Below are 19,282 nucleotides of genomic sequence, written 5' to 3' on the forward strand. Positions count from 1 at the left end.
ATCAGTCACCTTCGGTGACAGCTTCCCCCAATGGGGGAAGCCTATGCAAAAGGCCGTGCCCTGTGAAGGGCACGGCCAAGATCAAGTAACAGAATTATTTGACGGGAGTGGCGCCCCAGATGTCACGCGCATAGTCCATGATGGAGCGGTCTGCGCTGAAGATACCTGCGTTGGAGATGTTCATCAGGCTCATGTGGTTCCACTTCTGCTTGTCGCGGTACAGCTCCTGCAGATCGTGCTGGGCACGGCGGTAATCCTTGAAGTCCGCCATGACCATGTACGGGTCAGAGTTGCGCAGGTTGCTGGTGACTTCGCTGAAGTTTTCGCCGTTCCAGCCCTTCTCCAGAAAGTCCAACACGGCCATAGCGGTGTTGTCGCCGCTGATAAAGGCGTTCGGGTGGTAACCCATGCCCTTCAGCGCGTTGACCTCGGGGGTCAGCATGCCGAAGATGATCTCGTTCTCGTGGCCGGCGGCATCGGCGATCTCAACATTCGCGCCGTCCAGCGTGCCCAGCGTGATCGCGCCGTTCAGCATGAACTTCATGTTGCCGGTGCCGGAAGCCTCGGTGCCGGCCAGAGAGATCTGCTCGGAAACCTCGGAGGCGGGCATCAGGCGCTCAGACAGGCTGACGCAGTAGTCCTCGAGGTAGACGATGCGCAGCTTGCCGCGCACGGCGGGATCCTCGTCAATCAGCTTGCCCAGCTTGCAGATCATGCGGATCATCTGCTTGGCCATGTAGTAGCCGGGGGCAGCCTTGGCGCCGAAGATGTAGGTCTTGGGGGTGAACTCGGCGTTGGGGTTGTTCTTCAGGTACAGGTACTCGGCCGCGATGTTCAGGGCGTTCAGGTGCTGGCGCTTGTACTCGTGCATGCGCTTGACCTGACAGTCGAAGATAGAGTCGGGGTCGATGACCTGACCGGTGGACTTCTGCAGATAGTTGGCGAACAGGACCTTGTTCTCGCGCTTGACCTTGGCGGCAGCAGCCTGCACGGTCTTGTCGTCCACGAACTTCTCCAGCTTCTTCAGCTCGGAGGCATCGGTCTTGAAGCCGTCGCCGATGGTCTCCTCCAGCAGGCTGGTCAGGCCGGGGTTGGAGGCCAGCAGCCAGCGGCGGTAGGCAATGCCGTTGGTGACATTCTTGAACGCCTGCGGCTTGTACAGGAAGTAATCATGGAAGACGCTGTCCTTGATGATCTCGCTGTGCAGCTTGGAAACGCCGTTGATGGCGTGGCAGGTGTAGGCGCAGATGTTGGCGGTGCGGACCTGATTGTCGCCGATGATCGCCATGTAGTCGATCTTGCCCTGATCGCCGGGGAAGGCCTTGGCCAGATCGGCGCGGCAGCGGCGGTCCATCTCGCAGACGATCTGCCAGATGCGGGGCAGGGTGTTGCGGAAGATGTCCGCATTCCACTTCTCCAGCGCCTCGCTCATGACAGTGTGGTTGGTGTAGGCGAACACCTTGCGGCAGATGTCGAAGGCGGCGTCCCACTCATAGCTGCACTCGTCCAGCAGGATGCGCATCATCTCGGGGATGGCAACGGTCGGGTGGGTGTCGTTCAGCTGGATGGCAACCTTGTCAGCCAGATTGTCCAGCGTGCCGTACTGGTTCAGGTGGTTCTGCAGGATGTCGGCGATGGACGCAGCAGAGAAGAAATACTGCTGGCGCAGACGCAGGATCTTGCCCTCGGTGTGGTTGTCGTTGGGGTAGAGGATCTTGGAGATCAGCTCTGCGGAGGCAGAATGGCTGATGGCGGTGTTGTAGTTGCCGGCGTTGAAGCTGCTCATATCAAAGCTGGGGGCCTTGGCCTGCCACAGACGCAGCTTGGAAACACCGTTGGAGCCGTAACCGGCCACATACATATCGTTGGGCACGGCGATGACAGAGTTGTAGTTCTCGTACTTTACATGGTGGAAGCCACCCTCCCACGTCTCGATGGCCTGACCGTCAAAGCGAATCTCCTGCGCCTGATCGGGGTGGCTCTTGATCCAGACCTGACCGCCGGGCAGCCAGTTGTCGGCAGTCTCCTGCTGCCAGCCGTCCACGATCTTCTGCTTGAAGATGCCGTACTCATACAGGATGGAGTAGCCGGTGCCGGGGATGCAGTCGGTAGCCATGCCGTCCAGATAGCAGGCGGCCAGACGGCCCAGACCGCCGTTGCCCAGGCCCGCATCGGGCTCCTGCTCATAGATAGTGTCGATCTTGACATCGGCGTCGGCCAGCACGCTCTCGGCGACTTCATTCAGGCCGAGGTTGAACAGGCTGGTGCGCAGGCTGCGGCCCATCAGGAACTCCATGCAGAGGTAGTAGACCTGCTTCTTGCCCTCGCCCAGAACCTTGGACTGGAACTGCTTCTGACGGTCGGACATGATCTGGCGGGTGATCATGGCGAGGCAGCGGTAGATCTGATCGGCGGAGGCCATGTCCAGAGTGACATTGCACTCGCTCATCAGCTTGTCTTTGAGCAGCTTCTCAAATTCACGCTTTGTGTATTTCAAAATCGTTCTCTCCTTACTTCTTTCGATATAGCTTGGGAATACTGATTTTTGCGCTTGTATTTCGTGTGCCTACAAAAGCACACTATAGATTATAACGGTATTTGCCCGTGTGCGCAAGTCAAAATTGCCTGTTTACAGCTTTTTTATACAATTCCGTCAAAAAGGGCTTTTGTAAACTGTGGATTTGTATTATAATAATGGCATGATTCTGCGCCGTCACTGCAAAAAACGCGCGCAGACCGGAAGGAGTATGATTATGGGTATGGCAACCTCGAAAGTGCGGCTGAACATCTGCGGCTCGAGTTATGTGGTCAACACAAGCGAGAGCGAGGATTACATGCAAAACCTCGCTGACCGCCTCAATCTGGACATGAACGAGCTGATGGCATCCTCGAACTCTGTCTCGATCACGACAGCAGCGGTCATGACGGCCCTCAACTACCGCGATGAGCTGGAAAAGGCCAGCGGCAGCGCCGATAATATGCGCCGCCAGATCAAGGATTATCTGGAAGATGCAGCCAGCGCCAAGATGGCTGCCGAGGAGGCCCGCCGCGAGAATGTGTCGCTGAAGCGCCGCATCGACGAGCTGGAGCGCCGTCTGCGCCGCAATCAGTTCCCTGTGGAGGACGAATGAGCCGCCCCGAGATTCTGGCCCCGGCGGGAAACCGTGAGATGCTTGGCGCCGCTGTGTTCAGCGGCGCTGATGCTGTTTATCTGGGGCTGACCGGCTTTAACGCCCGCCGCACGGCGGGCAATTTCACCCCGGAGGAGCTGCGGGAGGCCGTGGCTTTCTGCCATGCGCGGGGTGTCAAGGTCCATGTGACGCTGAATACGCTGGTCTATGACCGGGAGCTGGCAGGGCTGGCCGATGCGGTGCGCGCCGTGGCTGCGGCCGGGGCGGATGCCGTGATCGCCGATGATCTTGCCACGGCGCAGCTGGTCAAGAGCATCGCGCCGACGCTGCACCTGCACGGCTCGACCCAGATGAGCGTCCACACACCGGAGGGGGCAAAGGAGCTGGCTGCGCTGGGCTATGACCGGGTCATCCTTGCGCGCGAGCTGTCGCTCGATGAGATCCGCGCCGTCTGCGAGGCCAGCCCCATCGAGGTCGAGGTCTTTGTCCATGGGGCGCTCTGCATGGCCGTGTCCGGCCAGTGCATGATGAGCGCATTTCTGGGCGGGCGCAGCGGCAACCGGGGCGCCTGCGCAGGGCCCTGCCGCCTGCCGTTTGATGCAAGCCCCGGCCTGCGCCCGGGTCAGCCGGGCCGGGCCTGCCACCTGAGCCTGAAGGATATGGACTACATCCCGCATCTGCGGGAGCTGATGGACGCGGGGGTTGCCAGCGTGAAAATTGAGGGCCGCCTGCGCACGCCTGAGTATGCGGCGGCGGTCGTCACGGCCTGCCGCGCCGTCTGCGCGGGGCAGCCCTACGATGAAAAGCTGGTGCGGGACATCTTCTCCCGCTCGGGCTTTACGGACGGTTATCTCATGAACCGCAATGACGGCAAAATGTTCGGCGTGCGCACCGAGGCAGATGCCGAGGCTACCCGTGCCGCCACCCCGAAAGCACGCGAGCTGTTCCGCCGTGAGCTGCAGCGCGTGCCGGTGCGCTACACCGTCAGCGGCGGTGTGGAGGACGGCGGCGTCAAGCTGACGGCCGCCGATGCGGACGGCCATAAGGTCAGCGTCTACAGCGCCGATGAGCCGCAGCCCGCCCAAAAGGACCCGCTGCCCGGCGTTGAGCGCGCCCTCGGCAAGACGGGCGGCACGCCGTTCGTTATGGTGGGGCTGACCGCCGAGGCAGGGGAGGGGGGCTTGGGCTTCCTGCCTGGCTCCGTCTGGAACGAAATGCGCCGTGAGGCGCTGGACAAGCTGCTGGAAAAGCGCAGCGAAGTCCGGCCACACGCCACGCAGGATATAACGCTGCCCGCCTACCCGGCGCACACCGTCGGGCAAGTCCCGGCGCTGGCTGCCCGCTTTGCCAACGCGGCCCAATGCCCGGCGGACGCTGTGGAAAAGCTGAAATACCTGATTTTCCCGATTGCCGAGGCGGAGAGCATCCCCGCCGCATGGCGCGGAAAAACGCTGCTGGAGCTGCCGCGCGTTATGTTCGGAAAGCTGGAGCAAAAGACCGCCGCCCGGCTGGATGCCCTGCAGGACGCAGGCTTTGCAGGTGCGGTCGTCAACAACCCCGCGCAGCTTCGCCTTGCGGACGGCTGGACGCTGTACGGCGGGCTTGGTCTTAATGTCACAAACCCGATGAGTGCTGCCCGCTATGCGGCGCTTGGCATGCAGGGCATGCTGCTGCAGCCCGAGACTGCCCTGACCGCCATGACGGCCATCGCCCCCGGTGTGCCGACGGCGGCGCTGTGCTACGGCCACCTGCCGCTGATGCTGACCCGTGCCTGCCCTTTGCGCAATGTGCGGGACTGCGGAAAATGTCAGGGCGGCGGTACACTGCGCGACCGCAAGGGCCGCGACTTTACCGTGACCTGCTCGGCCCCCGGCGGGGCCGGTGTGCGCACGGTGTACAACCCTGTGCCCCTCTATATGGGCGAGCGCCTGCGTGAGATGCCGGTCGATGTGGCGATCGCAGCCTTTACCACCGAGACCCCGGCCCGCGCTGCCCAGATTTTGGCAATGCTTTTGGACGCCCGCCCGTTTGACAATGAGTTTACGAGAGGGCTATACTATACCAATAACTAAATAGATAAAAGATAATAGATAATAGATAATAAATGATGTGAAGTTTTTGCCCGCAGGGCAAAAACGAAATTTTGAGCGGCGCGCAGTGCCGCGATCCACCAGATTTTTTATCTTTTATCCTTTATCTATTATCTTTTTTGGAGGCTCCCATGACCCCTACTGTGAAATACAAAAAATTAGACCCCCGCGCGGTCGTGCCGACCTATGCCACCCCCGGTGCGGCGGCGGCTGATCTGTGCGCACTGCTCGATGCGCCGCTGACGCTGGCCCCGATGCAGCGCACGCTGGTGCCCACCGGCCTTGCCATTGAGCTGCCGGATGCAGGGTGCGTTGCCCTCGTCTACGCCCGCAGCGGCCTGTCCATCAAGCACGGCCTCTGTATGGCAAACGGTGTCGGCGTCATTGACAGCGATTACCGCGGTGAGCTGCGCGTGCCAATGGTGAATCTGTCCAACGAACCCTATACCATCCAGCCCGGTGAGCGGGTCGCCCAGCTCTGCATCGCCCCCGTCTGGCAGGCGGCCTTCACGGCCGCCGATGCCCTGAGCGATACCGACCGTGGTGCGGGCGGCTTCGGCTCAACGGGAAAATAAAAAACAGAAAGGCTTCCCCCGCGGGGAAGGTAATTTTACCCTAAGGCGGCTTACTTAGGCACACTTCGACACACCCATCTGCTTATAATAAACGAGAAAGGAAGCACACCATGGCTCTGATCCTTGCCTCCGGCAGTCCGCGCCGCCGTGAGCTGATGTCCCTTATCACGCCCGAATACACCGTGATCACCAGCGAGCTTGACGAAACGAAGATCGCGGCGGATTCCCCGGCCCAGCTGGCCAAGGCGCTTGCCACCGCCAAGGCCCGCGCTGTGGCCGAGGAACGCCCCGATGACATCGTCTGCGGCTTTGATACGGTGGTCGAGTGTGAGGGAAAGGTGTTCGGCAAGCCAAAGGACGAGGCCGATGCGGTGCGGATGCTGCGCGCCCTCTCCGGGCGGGAGCATCGTGTCCACACCGGGGTCTGCATCTGCTGCGGCCGCCGCGCGGCAGCAACGGTGGAGACAACGATCGTCCATTTTTCGCCCATTGACGAAGCGGATCTGCTCGCCTATGTGCGCACGCCTGAGCCCTACGATAAGGCGGGCGCCTACGCAATTCAGGGGCATGCAGCGCTGTGGTGTGCCGGCATCGAAGGGTGCTACTACAACATTATGGGGCTGCCGGTCCACCGCACGGCACAGCTGCTGCGGGAATTCCAATAACGCCGTACAGCCCCGCAGACGGGGGACTGTATGGGAAGAATCTGCAACTTTTTTACATGCTTTTTCGGGAGAATACACGCTATGTTTACCAAAGACATCGGCATTGATCTGGGTACCGCCAACACACTGGTCTATATGAAGGGCCGCGGCATCATCATGCGGGAGCCGAGCGTTGTCGCCGTGGATCCGCGCAGCGATGAGCTGCGGGTGCGCAGCGTCGGGCATGAGGCCAAGGCAGTCATCGGCCGCGCGCCGGGCTCCATTGTGGCTGTGCGCCCGCTCAAGGACGGCGTCATCGCCGACTTTGATATTACGGCCGCCATGCTGCAGAGCTTTATCCGTCAGGCCTGCGGCAGCACTCTGCTGGCCCGGCCCCGGGTCGTTATCTGCGTGCCGTCCGGCGTTACCGAGGTCGAGCGCCGCGCCGTGCGTCAGGCAGCCGCCAAGGCGGGCGCGCGGCAGGTCACGGTCATTGAGGAACCGATGGCTGCCGCCATCGGCAGCGGCCTGCCCACCACCGATGCAGTCGGCAGCATGATCGTTGACATCGGCGGCGGCACGGCGGAGGTGGCTGTTATCAGCCTGTCGGGCATTGTGGCCAGCCGCAGCGTCCGCTGTGCGGGCGATGCGCTTGACCAGAGCATCATCGCATTCATCAAGCGCAAATACAACCTGCTGGTGGGTGAGCGCACGGCCGAGCAGATCAAGATCGAAATCGGCTCCGCCTGCCCGCAGGACCCCGAGACCAGCATGGAGATCAAGGGCCGCAACCTCGTGGACGGCCTGCCCAAGGATATTCTGATTCGGTCGGAGGAGGTCCGCGATGCAATGAGCGAATGTCTGCTGCGCATCGTGGAGGCCATCAAGGATACGCTGGAATGCACCCCGCCCGAGCTGTCCAGCGACATCATCGACCGCGGCATCATGCTTTCGGGCGGCGGTGCACTGCTGCGCGGGCTGGATACCCTGATCCAGAACGAGACCGGCATTGATGTCCATATCGCCGAGGCCCCGCTCGACTGCGTGGCGCTGGGCGCCGGGGCCGTGCTGGATAACCCCGAGCTTGCCGGCAAGCGAAAAGAAGAGATGAGCTATCTGTAAAATCTCCAGCCTTCTCCCCTGGGAAGAAGGTGGCCCGCGGGCCGGATGAGGGGCGGTGTTGCCGTTATAGCGCAATAATGGAAAACCTGCCCCTCATCAGTCCGCTTCGCGGCCAGCTTCCCCCATAAGGGGGGAAGCCTTTCCTTTTTCCTGCCAAACCGCCGAAAAAAAGATTGACAAACGGCGCGATTCCAGCTATTATTAAGTTGTTCGCATCTTCCCGGAGGAATACCATGCCCTTGCCAAAGTCTATGATCGAGGCGGAGCTGCCCGCCCGCGCACAGCAGGGGGATGAAAATGCGCTTGCCGCGCTCATCGCCCGCATGATGCCTGCCATCCGCAAGGGAGCCGCCGACTGTACGGCCCCGGGCTTGGATTTTGACGATGCTGTGCAGGAGGGGCTGATCGGTCTGTTCCGCGCTGTGCGGGAGTATGACCCCGCAGTTGGCCCGACCTTTGCTGCCTTTGCTGCGGCAAGCATCCGCCATGCCCAGCAGGACGCCCGCCGTGCCGCGCTGCGCAAAAAGCATGCGCCGCTGAATTTCAGCGTGCCGCTGCCCGATGCACAGCAAAGCACCGACACCCGCCCCGGACCGGAGGAAATTGCCATCTCCGGCGAACAATATGCCGACACGATGCGCCGTATGCAGACCGAGCTTTCCGAGCTTGAGCGCCGGGTGCTGATGGCCGGACTGGAGGGCAGGACCCCCGCGCAGACTGCGCAGGAGCTGGGCCTGCCTGCCAAAAATGTGGCCAATGCTCTGGCCCGTGCCCGCCGCAAGCTGCGCGGCGGCCAAAACCCCTAGGATTCAGGTGATCTGCCTGCATCATATATCAACCTGCCCCCAGTAGCGCCTAAAATCAGTTCAGTTGGTCCATTCCCATTGCGTTGTTTTAGATTCTTCCGCGGGCAAAATAAACACAGAGGAGATACCCACTATGTTCGAAGACAAGACTTTGGTATGCAAGGATTGCGGCAAGGAGTTCGTTTGGACCGCCGGCGAGCAGGAGTTCTACGCCAGCCGTGGTTTTGAGAACCAGCCCCAGCGCTGCAAGCCCTGCCGCGATGCCCGCAAGAACTCTACCCGCGGTGAGCGCCAGATGTTCGACGCTGTCTGCGCCAGCTGCGGCAAGACCTGCAAGGTTCCCTTCCAGCCCCGCGAGGACCGTCCGGTCTACTGCAGCGAGTGCTTTGCCAAGATGAAGGAGAACGGCTGATTTTACGCGGTTTCGTGTAAACTGAGTTGAATTTTTTCCATTCCGCGCCCCGGCCTAACCGCCGGGGCGTGGTTTGTTATGGGGGACGGACGATGACAGTGAAACAAAAAACGCAGCGCGCAGTATGGCTGCTGGGTATCGCGGCGCTGGTGCTGGTGTGGTGCAGCAAATCCTCACCCCTGTATGCTTTCAACGACTGGATGGACGCAAACATTTTTTTCACGATGGGCAAGTCGATGCTCCACGGCAGGGTGCTGTACCGGGATGTGTTTGACCACAAGGGTCCGGTGCTGTATCTTCTCTATGGGCTGGCCGCCTGTGTGGATGATACCGGCTTTGGCGGCGTGCTGCTGCTGGAGACAGCGGCCTTTGCGGCCTTTCTCTGGCTGGGGCTGCGCAGTGCTGAGGTGATTTGCGGCCGGGCGCTGCACCCTGCATGGACGGCACTGCCCGCTGCGGCTGTTGCCGCCAGCCGTGCCTTCTCCCACGGCGGCAGTGCCGAGGAGTTGCTCCTGCCTCTGCTGGCGGCGGCGCTTTTTGGCGCTGTAAGCACCCTGCGGGCATCCCGCCCCATGCCGCTGCGCCGTGTTGTGCTGCACGGCTTTTTGGCAGGGTGCGCACTCTGGCTCAAATACACGGTGCTGGGCTTTTACCTTGTCTGGGCGGTGCTGCTGGCGGTGCTCTATCTGCGGCGCGGCTGGCGCGGGCCGCTCGGCCGTGCCATCGGGGCTTATCTCGGCGGCATGGCGCTCGCTACACTGCCGTGGGTCGTCTACTTCGGCGTGCAGGGTGCGCTGGGGGACTGGTTCACCTGCTACTTCTATGATAACATCTTCCTTTATAAGGGGGAGGGCGGCGGTGCGGCGGCGCTCGCACAGCATCTCTGGTGGGCGGTGCGCGATGCCCTGTCTGCTGCGGTGCTGCTGGCGGTATTTCTGCTGTGGGCAGCGCTTTGCCGGCCCGCTACGGCGGGAGCTGTGGCGGCCCTTGCGGCGGGGCTGGCCTTCACCAGCCTGATGGGCGGGTATCTCGTCTACTACGGGCTGGTGCTGAGTGTTTTTGCCCCGCTGGGGCTGGTGCCGCTGATCCTCCTTGTGGAAAAGTGCAAAGCCCCCGCCGCCGCAAAGCGCCTTGCACCGGCAGCTGCCGTGGCGCTGGCGCTGGTCTGGTGCGTGACGCGCAGCCCCAACCGGGCCTTGCGCTGGCGCACGGCCGACAGTATGCCGCAGCGCCGCTTTGCCCGGCAGATCAACGGCGCAAGCCTGCTCAACTACGGCACGCTGGACGGCGGCTTTTACACGGCGGCGGGCGTGCTGCCGCCCTGCCGGTATTTCTGCGTGACCAACATGCCGCTGGATGACCAGTGGGCCGAGCAGAATGCCCTGCTGGCAGAGGGGGGCGTGGACTATGTCGTGGCGCTGACCGGGGATCTGGGCACGGCGTTCCCGCGCTATGCGGTCGTGGATCAATGCAGCTGTGATGGCGGCGAGGGGCTGCTGACATGGTATCTCTATAAGCGGCAGGCATGATTTGCGTTTTTTGCCTGTGTGCTGTATAATGGTACACAGGCAGCCCTTTGCGCTTCTGCCCCTGATTTCAGCAGATATGACTCTGCACATTGCCAGAAAGGCGGACTATGAAAAAAACACTCACGCCCCGCCGCGCAGTCTGCGGTCTGCTGGCGGCGCTGGCCGCCGCAGCTGCGGTATGGCTGCTCTGCCGCTGGGTCGGCTATGAGCTGCAGCTCCGGCTCGGCGATAAGCAGCAGTTTGAGATCGTCAACGATGACTACAGCCAGATTATAGATGTCCCGGACGAGGGTCTTGTGCAGACCTTTCCGCTCAAGGCAGGGCAGAGCATCTGCGGCGTGCGGCTGAATTTCAGCACCCACGATGCGCTCTATAAATGCGGCATGGTCATGGTGGATCTCTACGATGAGAACGGCCAACTGCTGGGGCAGGGCGCCGGAAACTTCCTGAATATCTTCAACGACAGCTTCACGGCGTTCGCTTACGGCGGCAGCTACACGGCCGAAAAGGACGAGGTGCTGACCCTGCACATCTACAACGAGGTCGCGTGGGACGGCCCGCTGGGCCTTTGGGCCAGCGAGGGCACGGTACCCGGTATGCCGTTGTATGCCGGAGATACTGCACAGGACGCCACGCTGGCGCTGCAGATCATGACCGACAGGTCAGCCGACTGGCCGACCCGGCTGGCGCAGAGTCTGGCGCCGCTGCTGGCGGCGGCCGCCTTTGCCGCCGTGCTGCTCTGTGTCTGGCGTGCCCCGGCGGTGCTCTATCTGGCAGTGGTGGGTCTTGCCTGCGGGCTGGCCTTTGTGCGGGTCACGCCGGCGCTGACCGCCCCCGATGAATACACCCATCTGGCCGCCGCCTATGAGCAGGCCAGCCGGTGGAACGGGCAGACCACCGCCGATGAAAACGGCCGCCTGCTTGTGCGCGCCTGTGATGCGCCATACTTTGGCACCAGAACGGGGGACATCGGCATCTTCGCCTACAAGCAGGCCGAGGCTGTCATCGAGCAGGCGCAGAGGTCCGAGCCCGCCGACCCGGCACTGACCGTGGTGAGCGAGGCAAAGGCAGGGCAGGGCAGCGGCAGCTATCTGCCGCAGGCGCTGGGCATCTGGCTGGCGCGGGCGCGCGGTGCGGATTTTTACACAATGCTGCGCGCCGGGCGCATCTGCAACCTGCTGTTTTATCTGGCGCTGGCGGCGCTGGCTGCGGCGCTGGCCCCGGCCGGGGTGCGCGGGCTGCTGGCCTGCGTGGCGCTGCTGCCGATGCCGCTGCAATTAGCGGGCAGCCTTTCGCCCGATGCCTCGGTGCTGGGCACGGTGTTCTGCTACACGGCGCTCTGCCTGCGGCTCTGCGGCAAAAAGGCGGCGCTGTGGGAGAAACTGCTTCTTGTTGTGCTGGGCGGCATTGTCGGCCCTGCCAAGGCCATCTATCTGCCCGTGGTGCTGCTCTGTTTTGTCATACCGGCGGATAATCTCGCCGGGCCGCAGGAATATGTCCGAGGCCCGTTTGGACTGCGTGTGCGCTCCGGGCGGCTGATACAGGCGGCAACGCTCGTGCTGGCGGGCGGCCTGTGGCTGACCGCCAACCTCGGCGCGCTTGCCTACGCCGCGCGGGATGTGAGCCGTGCCGTGCTGGCGGCGGGCGCTGCGGCGCTGGCGGTCATGCTGGTGCTTGTGCTGCGCCTTTACGCATGGGCGCGCACCGATGCCCGCAGACTGCGCCGGTTGCGCCGGGGGCTGGCGGCTGCGGCTGCCGCTGCGGTGCTGGGCGGCGTGCTTGCGCTCTCCCGCATGGGCGGCGGGCTGGACCCCGATCAGCTTTTGATGACGAACCCCAACGGCGATTCCATCTGGACCTTCTCGCTGGGCTATATCTGCCGCAACCTGCCCGCCACGGCGAAGCTTTTGCTGCGCACGATCCCCGAGCAGGGCGCGCTTTGGCTGCAGGGCGTTTTGGGTACCACGCTGGGTGAACCGATCGTTTACCGCCTCGATGTAAGCTGGCTGCTCGGCGTTGGGCTGGTGCTGGCACTGCTGGCGGCGGCGCTGCCTGTGCAGGGCGAGCAGCCGCCCCTTGGCCGCCATGCGGCATGGGGCACGGCGGGCATCATCCTCTGCGTTGTGGCGGCGTCCCTTGTCGTGGCGCTGAACTGGACCCCCATCAACTACCAGACGCTTTTCGGTCTGCAGGGCCGCTACTGGCTGCCCGTGCTGCCGCTGGCGCTGGTGCTCTGCAAGCGCGCGGGCAATGTCAGCCTGCGGCGTAATGCTTCCCGCGGGGCGGCGCTGGCCGTCACCGCCTGTACACTGTTGACCCTGCTGCAGGGCTTTGGCCTGTACGCCAGCTGGCAGCCGGTATCATAAAAAGATAACAAAACCCGGATAAGGAGAACCATCTTATGACTGTTACGAAGAACACCATCATTGCCGAGATCCTGAACAATGACCCCACCCAGGGCTGCGTGCCCATCTTCCTGTCCACCGGTATGCACTGCCTGGGCTGCATGGCCTCCCACGGTGAGACTGTCGAGGAGGCCTGTGCCGTCCACGGCGTTGACGCCGATGAGCTGGTCGCAGAGCTGAACGATTACTTTGCACACCAGTAATGCACCGCGGCTGGACGCCCGCCTTGCCGCAGCCTTCGACTTTGTACGGCCGGGGCATGTGGCGGCGGACATCGGCTGCGATCACGGCAAATTAAGCGCCGCACTGGCGGGCAGCGGTCGCTGCCCGCTTGTTTTGGCTTGCGACCTGCGCCCTGACCCGCTGCAGAAGGCCCGTGTGACCTGCGCGCCTTACGGGGAACGGGTGCAGTTCCGGCTCGGCAGCGGCCTGCAGGTCCTCGCCCCCGGCGAGGCCGAGGAGATCATCATCGCCGGTATGGGGGCCGAAACCATCATAGAAATTCTGGAGGCAGCCCCTTGGGTGTTTGACGGGCGGTACAATTTGGTGCTGGTGCCTGCCACCAAGCACAGCATCCTGCGGCGCTGGCTGGCCCGGCGCGGCTTCGCCCTCAAGGCAGAAACGCTTTGTCAGGCCGCGGGCCGCTGGTACGCAGTCATGAACGCGCAGTACACCGGCGCGCCCTCTGAACCGAACGGGCTGTACTGCCTGACCGGTCTGACGCAGGGGCAGCCCGGCTGCGCGGATTACTATGCCAGCCAGAACGCCAAGCTGAAGAAATACCGCCTCGGCCTGCCGGACGGCGCAGAAAAGGACGCGGTAGGGGCGCTTATCGCGGAATTGGATAAGCTGGCGGCAGGGTGAACATTCACGGGCGGATATGGAATCCGCCCCTACGGGCTCCACTTGTAGGGGCGGATTCCATATCCGCCCGCAGGGTGTTGCCCCGCATACAAACTTTTTGGAGGAATTATCATGTCAGTAACGGTACGGCAGATTTTAGGTCTGCTGCAGGCGGCGGCTCCGCAGGAGCTGGCCCTCAGCTGGGACAATGTCGGCCTGCTGGTCGATGCGGGTAAGCCGGTGGACGGCGTGCTGACCGCGCTGGACATCACCCCCGCGGTCGTGCGGGAGGCGGTCGAAAATGACTGCCAACTAATTGTCAGCCACCATCCGGTCATCTTCCAGCCCATCAAAAGTCTGGCCGCCGATGATGTGCCCGCGCTGCTGATGAAAAACGGCATCTCTGCCATCTGCATGCACACCAATCTCGATGCGGCCCCGGGCGGCGTCAATGATACGCTCTGTGAGATTCTGGGTATTGCCGCCGAGGGGCGCGAAAGCTTTGCCGAGGGCTGCGGCCGCATCGGCACTACGATGCCCACCACTGTGGAGGCGCTGGCAAAATTCTGCGCCGACACGCTGCACACCGGTGTCAAATATGTCAACGGTGGCCGGGCGGTCACCTGTCTGGCCGAGGTCAGCGGCGGGGGCGGCAGCTACCTGCAGGAAGCCATCGACCGCGGGGCGGACTGCCTTGTCACCGGGGAGGCAGCGCATCACATTGCGCTGCTGGCCAAGCAGAAGGGAATCGGCCTTGTGGTTGCAGGTCACTGGGGCACCGAGCATGCCATTGCCGATGTGCTGGCTGCGCTCATCGCCAGACAGTTCCCCGGTTTGACTGTCGCCCACGCTGAGGCTGATACCGATCCGTATTGCTATTTGGCCTGATAAACGCATTTTTACTTTTATAAAAGAGGAAACATCCATGTCCTTAGATGCCGCAACGCTGGCGCTGGTCGCCGGTGAACTGAAAAACACCCTGCTGGATGCGAAAATTGATAAAATTTTTGAGCCGACCCGGGACGAGGTGCTTATCACGCTGCGCACCCGCACCGAGACCCACCGTCTGCTGCTGTCGGCGCGCAGCGGCTCGGCCCGCGTCTGTCTGACACGGGAAAGCTTTGAAAACCCGCTCACGCCCCCGGGCTTCTGCATGCTGCTGCGCAAGCACCTGACAGGCGGCCGTCTGGTCGAGCTGCGGCGCGAGCCGGGGGACCGCATCGTCTATTTTGATTTCCGCTGCACCAATGAGATGGGCGACCTCGTCACCAACACGCTGGCGGTCGAGCTGATGGGGCGGTACTCCAATCTGGTGCTTGTCCAGAACGGCCGCATCATTGATGCCCTGAAGCGGGTCGATTTTGACGACAGCGAGGTCCGCCAGCTGCTGCCGGGCCTTGCCTACACGCTGCCGCCCAAGCCTGCACGGCCGGACTTTTTGGAGACGAGCGCCGCCGCCATCGTGGCGGCTGCCTGTGAGAAGGACCTCCCCGTTGCGCAGGCCCTCGGCAAGACGGTGGCCGGCGTCGGCCCGGTCGTTGTGCGGGAGGCCGCCTGCCGCGCACTGGGCGAAACACCGGCGTTGGCCTGCGATTTGACCGCCGAGGAAAAAGCAAGGCTGGCAGCGGCCATTGACGAGCTGAAGGAGGAGCATGCCCGCGGCGGCATCCCCACGGCGGTGCGGCTGCCCCAGCCGGACGGCGCACCCAAGCCGGTGGAGTTCAGCTTCTTTGTGCCGCAGCAGTACGGCAGCGCAGCGATTTTGACGCAGTACCCCAGCTACAGTGAAATGCTCGAGGACTACTACGCCACCAAGGACCGTGCCGAGCGTCTGCGCCAGAAGAGCCGCGAGCTGTACAAGGCTGTCCACAATATGTACGACCGCGCTGTCCGTAAGCAGGCGGCCCGCAAAGAGGAACTGAGCCAGTCTGCCAAGGCCGACACGCTGCGGCTGTACGGCGAGCTGCTGCAGGCAAACCTCTGGGCGCTGCACAAGGGCGACCGTCAGGTCACCGTGCAGAACTATTACACCGGCGAGGATGTGACCATCAAACTCGATCCGCGTCTGGGCGGCATCGAGAACGCGCAGAAGTATTTCCGCGATTATAAAAAGAAGCAGACCGCCCACGCCATGCTGCAAAAGCTGCTGGTCGAGGGCGAGGCGGAGATCGAATACCTGCGTACCGTTCTGTATGAGGTCGAGTCTGCGCCCGGTGAGATGGCACTGAACGAGATCCGCGCCGAGCTGAAAAGTCAGGGCTATCTCAAATACTACAAGCAGCGCGACCGCAAGCAGAAGCCGGCGGATTTCCTGCGGTATACCTCAAGCGACGGCTTTGAGATTCTGGTCGGCCGGAACAATTTGCAGAACGATAAGCTGACGCTGCACACCGCGCGCGGCAAGGATCTGTGGTTCCATGTGCAAAAGGCTCCCGGCAGCCACTGCGTTGTCATGAGCCGGGGAGAGGACATCCCCGACACGACCAGACAGGAGGCTGCCGAGCTGGCCGTGCTGCATTCCAGCCAGAACGGCGGTGCAAAGGTGCCGGTTGATACCACCGAGGTGAAGAACATCTGGAAAGCCAACGGCGCCAAGCCCGGTATGGTCCTGTACGAGGTCTACACCACCGTCTACATCACCCCGCGCGCCGGGCTGGAGGAGCAGCTGAAACGGAAGTAAATATTCCATCAGCGCACGGTAGGGGCCGGGCATGCCCGGCCCTCGGCTTTCCCGTAAGCGGTCGTCTGCCGTACAGCTGCGGGCCCTACAGGACTTCTTTGAATGAGGTACGTGTTATGAAAAAATGTGCTGCAATTCTTGTATCCCTTGCCCTTCTCACCGCCTGCTCTGCCGCCCCGGCGGACAGCGTGTCGGCAACCCCCGTGCCGACAGAAACGCCCGCGCCCACGGTAGAGCCGACTTCGGAGCCGACGGCCACCCCGTCCCCGACGCCCGCGCCGACGATGGCGGTGTATGATGAGGTGTCGTTTGACGATTGGCGGGGCAGTGCAGACTGCACGATGCCGGACTACACGTTCAGCGCACCGCATAAGCCACAGCCGCAGCAGGGCGAAAAAGTTGTCTGGCCCACCGAGGGCGTGACGCTCCGTTACTCGGCGGATTCGCTGGAAGAAGTGGCGGAGATTTTCCACACGACGGTGGAAAACATAAAAGAGCTGAACCCGGACTGGCAGGATAATTATAGCCGCAACGGCGGACGCTACTGGGACCTGAAAGTGCAAGCTGAGCCCTACACAGTGCCTGAGAACAATGTCGTCACCGTCACAGTCAATGCGCCGTGGGTAGAAGGCTACTACGACCGCACAGAAGTCAGCGATGTTCCTGCTTCGCTGGATAAGCAGGCCCGGGCTGCGCTGGCCTCGGCGTATTACTTCCAGTACCATTGGTTTGGGATGCATGCGGGCTTTATGCCCTATGAGAAACTGGACGAGCCGGTCGGATTTTTCAACTATCGCGCGGCGGACGGCGCGTTTTACACAAAGTTCTCGGAGTTCAGCGATTTTCTGCACACGGTCTACTCCGATGTCTGGGTGGACGATATGCTGAGCATGGACCCCGCGCCTTTTGCGGAAGGGGAGAGTGGCACAATCCTGACGATCGATGGTGACCGCGGCAGTAATATTGCTTACTGCGGGCATGTCTTTACCGAGCCGGAATTACAGCCTGACGGCAGCCTTACATTTTATCAGGTCGTGCTGACTTGTGAGAGCGAGGACTTCGCGGGCTGGGCAGGGGATGACCCTGTTGTGCCTGATACAGCCACGCTGAGCCCCGTCCGCCTCATCCCCACCGAGGACGGCTGGCGGGTGGACGCGCTGGAGCTGCCCAACTGAGTTGTAGGGGCCGGGCATTGCGGGGTTGTGAGCGTAGGACCACGGTTGAGTGGAACGAAACCGGGGCGCGAACAATGTTTGCCCCTGCGGGGCAAACAACCGCACGAGCGTGTTTGCTTGCAAACTGTCGGCGCTCGTTGTGCGCCGACAAGCGCCCGACCCGCGGCCTTCCCGCAAATGACCGTTTACCTTACAGCTGCGGGCCGCAGATGTGCGGCTCGTACAGAACCGTAACAATTCCCTTACAAATTGCCCACGAATCCAGCAAACTTTCCCCAAAAACCATGCACTCTGTTGAAAACCCTCTCAACAAACGCTAGTTTCGGCATAACGTAAAAATTTCTCAAAAAAATTTTATAAAAATGCCAAAAAACACTTGCAACGCCGGGAAACGTGTGCTATAATCTTACTTGGCTGCGGAAGGCTTGTGCAGATAAAACAAGCTGCGCAAGCCGCGATATGCGTTGATGCGGGAGGTTGCCGCCATATAGCCGAGAGGCTGGCGGGTTTTTCCGCGGAGTATGTCCGATCTTAGAACCGGGCGAAAGAATTACGGAAACAAAGGGATATGTACGCCACTGCATTCTGCGGTGCGGACCAATGTTCACCTTACTTTGTAATGATTCTTTCCGGGAGAACTGTGTAAAACGGTTCACCGGATTTTGTCATGCGAAAAGGTTGAACACCCGGAAACGTGTGTAATTTATCGGCTCGCCTAAGGCGCAAAATTTTATAGGAGGCGAATGCAATGGCAGTCAAAGAAAAAATCAGAATCCGTCTGAAGAGCTACGATGCATCCCTGATCGATGCTGCGGCACAGAAGATCGTGGAGACCGCTAAGCGCACTGGCGCTCGCGTTTCCGGCCCGATCCCTCTGCCCACCGACAAGGAGGTCGTCACGATCCTGCGCGCTGTCCACAAGTACAAGGACAGCCGTGAGCAGTTCGAGACCCGCACGCACAAGCGTCTGATCGACATTCTGAAGCCGTCCAACAAGACGGTCGAGGCTCTCATGAGCCTGCAGCTCCCCGCCGGCGTTGACATCGAGATCAAGCTGTAATCGAGTTTCTACATTATAATGGCCGATACGCGCGGCCGTGATCCGTGAACGGTCGGCGTGTAATGAAAACACGGTAAAGCACCATCTCGCTGCAATGCAAACAGCGGAGAGGTCATGTTGATGGGAAACCACCAACCAATAACCTTTACAGGAGGACAAACACAATGCAAAAAGGTATCATCGGCAAGAAGCTGGGCATGACCCAGCTGTTCGACGCCAACGGCAAGGTCGTTCCGGTCACCATCATCGAGGCCGGCCCCTGCACCGTCGTGCAGAAGAAGACCGTTGAGTCTGACGGCTATCAGGCTGTTCAGATGGGCTACGGCGAAGTGAGCGCCAAGAAGGTCAACAAGGCCGCCAAGGGTCACTTCGACAAGGCTGACGTCGCTCCCAAGCGCACCCTGCGTGAGTTCCGCTTTGATGACATCGCTGCCGTCAACGTCGGCGACATCCTCAAGGCTGATGTCTTCGCAGAGGGCGACAAGGTTGACGTTGTCGGCACCAGCAAGGGCAAGGGCTATCAGGGCGTTATCAAGCGCTTTGGCCAGCACCGCCTGCGCGAGAGCCACGGCACCGGCCCTGTTGCACGTCATGCCGGTTCTAACGGCTCCACTTCCAGCCCGTCCCGCGTGTTCAAGGGCAAGCGTCTGCCCGGCCACATGGGTGCGGTCCGCGTGACCGTTCAGAACCTGAGCATCGTTAAAGTCGATGCTGAGAACAATCTGATCGCGATCAAGGGTGCGATCCCCGGCCCGAAGGGCTCGGTCGTGACCATCCACGACAGCGTGAAAGCGTAAAGGAGGAAAACAC

Annotated in this window: 17 protein-coding genes; 16 read left to right on the top strand and 1 reads right to left on the bottom strand. The window is 61.7% G+C overall.

Annotated features, from left to right (window positions below; translation table 11 throughout):
• Positions 1-94: 94 nt before the first annotated feature.
• Positions 95-2,449, bottom strand: a complete 2,355-nt coding sequence (locus OGM67_14475; protein ID UYJ36241.1) for a glycogen/starch/alpha-glucan phosphorylase — start codon at positions 2,447-2,449, stop codon at positions 95-97.
• A gap of 310 nt (positions 2,450-2,759) precedes the next feature.
• On the opposite strand from OGM67_14475, the gene OGM67_14480 reads away from it, so the two are divergent.
• The 16 genes from OGM67_14480 to rplC all read left to right on the top strand — a co-directional run bounded on the left by OGM67_14480 (position 2,760) and on the right by rplC (position 19,269).
• Positions 2,760-3,131 carry a cell division protein ZapA gene (locus tag OGM67_14480; GenBank protein UYJ34737.1) on the top strand — a complete coding sequence of 124 codons (372 nt, stop codon included), beginning with the start codon at positions 2,760-2,762 and terminating at the stop codon, positions 3,129-3,131.
• Positions 3,128-5,203, top strand: coding sequence for a U32 family peptidase (locus OGM67_14485; protein UYJ34738.1), 2,076 nt, complete (start codon positions 3,128-3,130; stop codon positions 5,201-5,203). The genes OGM67_14480 and OGM67_14485 overlap by 4 nt, the downstream gene beginning before the upstream one ends.
• Positions 5,204-5,352: 149 nt before the next feature.
• Positions 5,353-5,796, top strand: a complete 444-nt coding sequence (gene dut / locus OGM67_14490; protein UYJ34739.1) for a dUTP diphosphatase — start codon at positions 5,353-5,355, stop codon at positions 5,794-5,796.
• 110 nt (positions 5,797-5,906) lie between these two features.
• Positions 5,907-6,461, top strand: a complete 555-nt coding sequence (locus OGM67_14495) for a Maf family protein (protein UYJ34740.1) — start codon at positions 5,907-5,909, stop codon at positions 6,459-6,461.
• 81 nt (positions 6,462-6,542) lie between these two features.
• The gene (locus OGM67_14500) at positions 6,543-7,562 is read left to right on the top strand and encodes a rod shape-determining protein (GenBank protein ID UYJ34741.1); all 1,020 of its coding nucleotides are present in this window, start codon (positions 6,543-6,545) and stop codon (positions 7,560-7,562) included.
• 233 nt (positions 7,563-7,795) lie between these two features.
• On the top strand, positions 7,796-8,368 hold the full coding sequence (locus tag OGM67_14505; protein ID UYJ34742.1) for a sigma-70 family RNA polymerase sigma factor: 573 nt from the start codon (positions 7,796-7,798) through the stop codon (positions 8,366-8,368).
• Positions 8,369-8,501: 133 nt separating this feature from the next.
• A complete protein-coding gene (locus OGM67_14510) occupies positions 8,502-8,780 on the top strand; it encodes a zinc-ribbon domain containing protein (protein ID UYJ34743.1) in 279 nt (92 codons plus the stop codon).
• Between the two features lie 92 nt (positions 8,781-8,872).
• Positions 8,873-10,309, top strand: a complete 1,437-nt coding sequence (locus OGM67_14515) for a hypothetical protein (protein ID UYJ34744.1) — start codon at positions 8,873-8,875, stop codon at positions 10,307-10,309.
• A 107-nt stretch (positions 10,310-10,416) separates the two neighbouring features.
• The gene (locus OGM67_14520) at positions 10,417-12,675 is read left to right on the top strand and encodes a DUF2142 domain-containing protein (protein UYJ34745.1); all 2,259 of its coding nucleotides are present in this window, start codon (positions 10,417-10,419) and stop codon (positions 12,673-12,675) included.
• Positions 12,676-12,710: 35 nt separating this feature from the next.
• On the top strand, positions 12,711-12,917 hold the full coding sequence (locus OGM67_14525) for a DUF1858 domain-containing protein (GenBank protein UYJ34746.1): 207 nt from the start codon (positions 12,711-12,713) through the stop codon (positions 12,915-12,917).
• A complete protein-coding gene (locus OGM67_14530; GenBank protein ID UYJ34747.1) occupies positions 12,904-13,578 on the top strand; it encodes a class I SAM-dependent methyltransferase in 675 nt (224 codons plus the stop codon). The genes OGM67_14525 and OGM67_14530 overlap by 14 nt, the downstream gene beginning before the upstream one ends.
• Before the next feature lie 111 nt (positions 13,579-13,689).
• Positions 13,690-14,445, top strand: a complete 756-nt coding sequence (locus OGM67_14535) for a Nif3-like dinuclear metal center hexameric protein (GenBank protein ID UYJ34748.1) — start codon at positions 13,690-13,692, stop codon at positions 14,443-14,445.
• Positions 14,446-14,482: 37 nt separating this feature from the next.
• Positions 14,483-16,237: an NFACT family protein gene (locus OGM67_14540; protein ID UYJ34749.1), complete on the top strand. Its 1,755-nt coding sequence runs from the start codon at positions 14,483-14,485 to the stop codon at positions 16,235-16,237.
• Positions 16,238-16,353: 116 nt separating this feature from the next.
• Positions 16,354-17,412, top strand: coding sequence for a hypothetical protein (locus OGM67_14545; GenBank protein ID UYJ34750.1), 1,059 nt, complete (start codon positions 16,354-16,356; stop codon positions 17,410-17,412).
• A gap of 748 nt (positions 17,413-18,160) precedes the next feature.
• Positions 18,161-18,472, top strand: a complete 312-nt coding sequence (rpsJ, locus tag OGM67_14550; protein ID UYJ34751.1) for a 30S ribosomal protein S10 — start codon at positions 18,161-18,163, stop codon at positions 18,470-18,472.
• A gap of 164 nt (positions 18,473-18,636) precedes the next feature.
• A complete protein-coding gene (rplC, locus tag OGM67_14555; protein ID UYJ34752.1) occupies positions 18,637-19,269 on the top strand; it encodes a 50S ribosomal protein L3 in 633 nt (210 codons plus the stop codon).
• Positions 19,270-19,282 lie beyond the last annotated feature (13 nt).

The sequence above is a fragment of the Oscillospiraceae bacterium genome, from assembly GCA_025757985.1.
Taxonomy (GTDB): domain Bacteria; phylum Bacillota; class Clostridia; order Oscillospirales; family Ruminococcaceae; genus Gemmiger.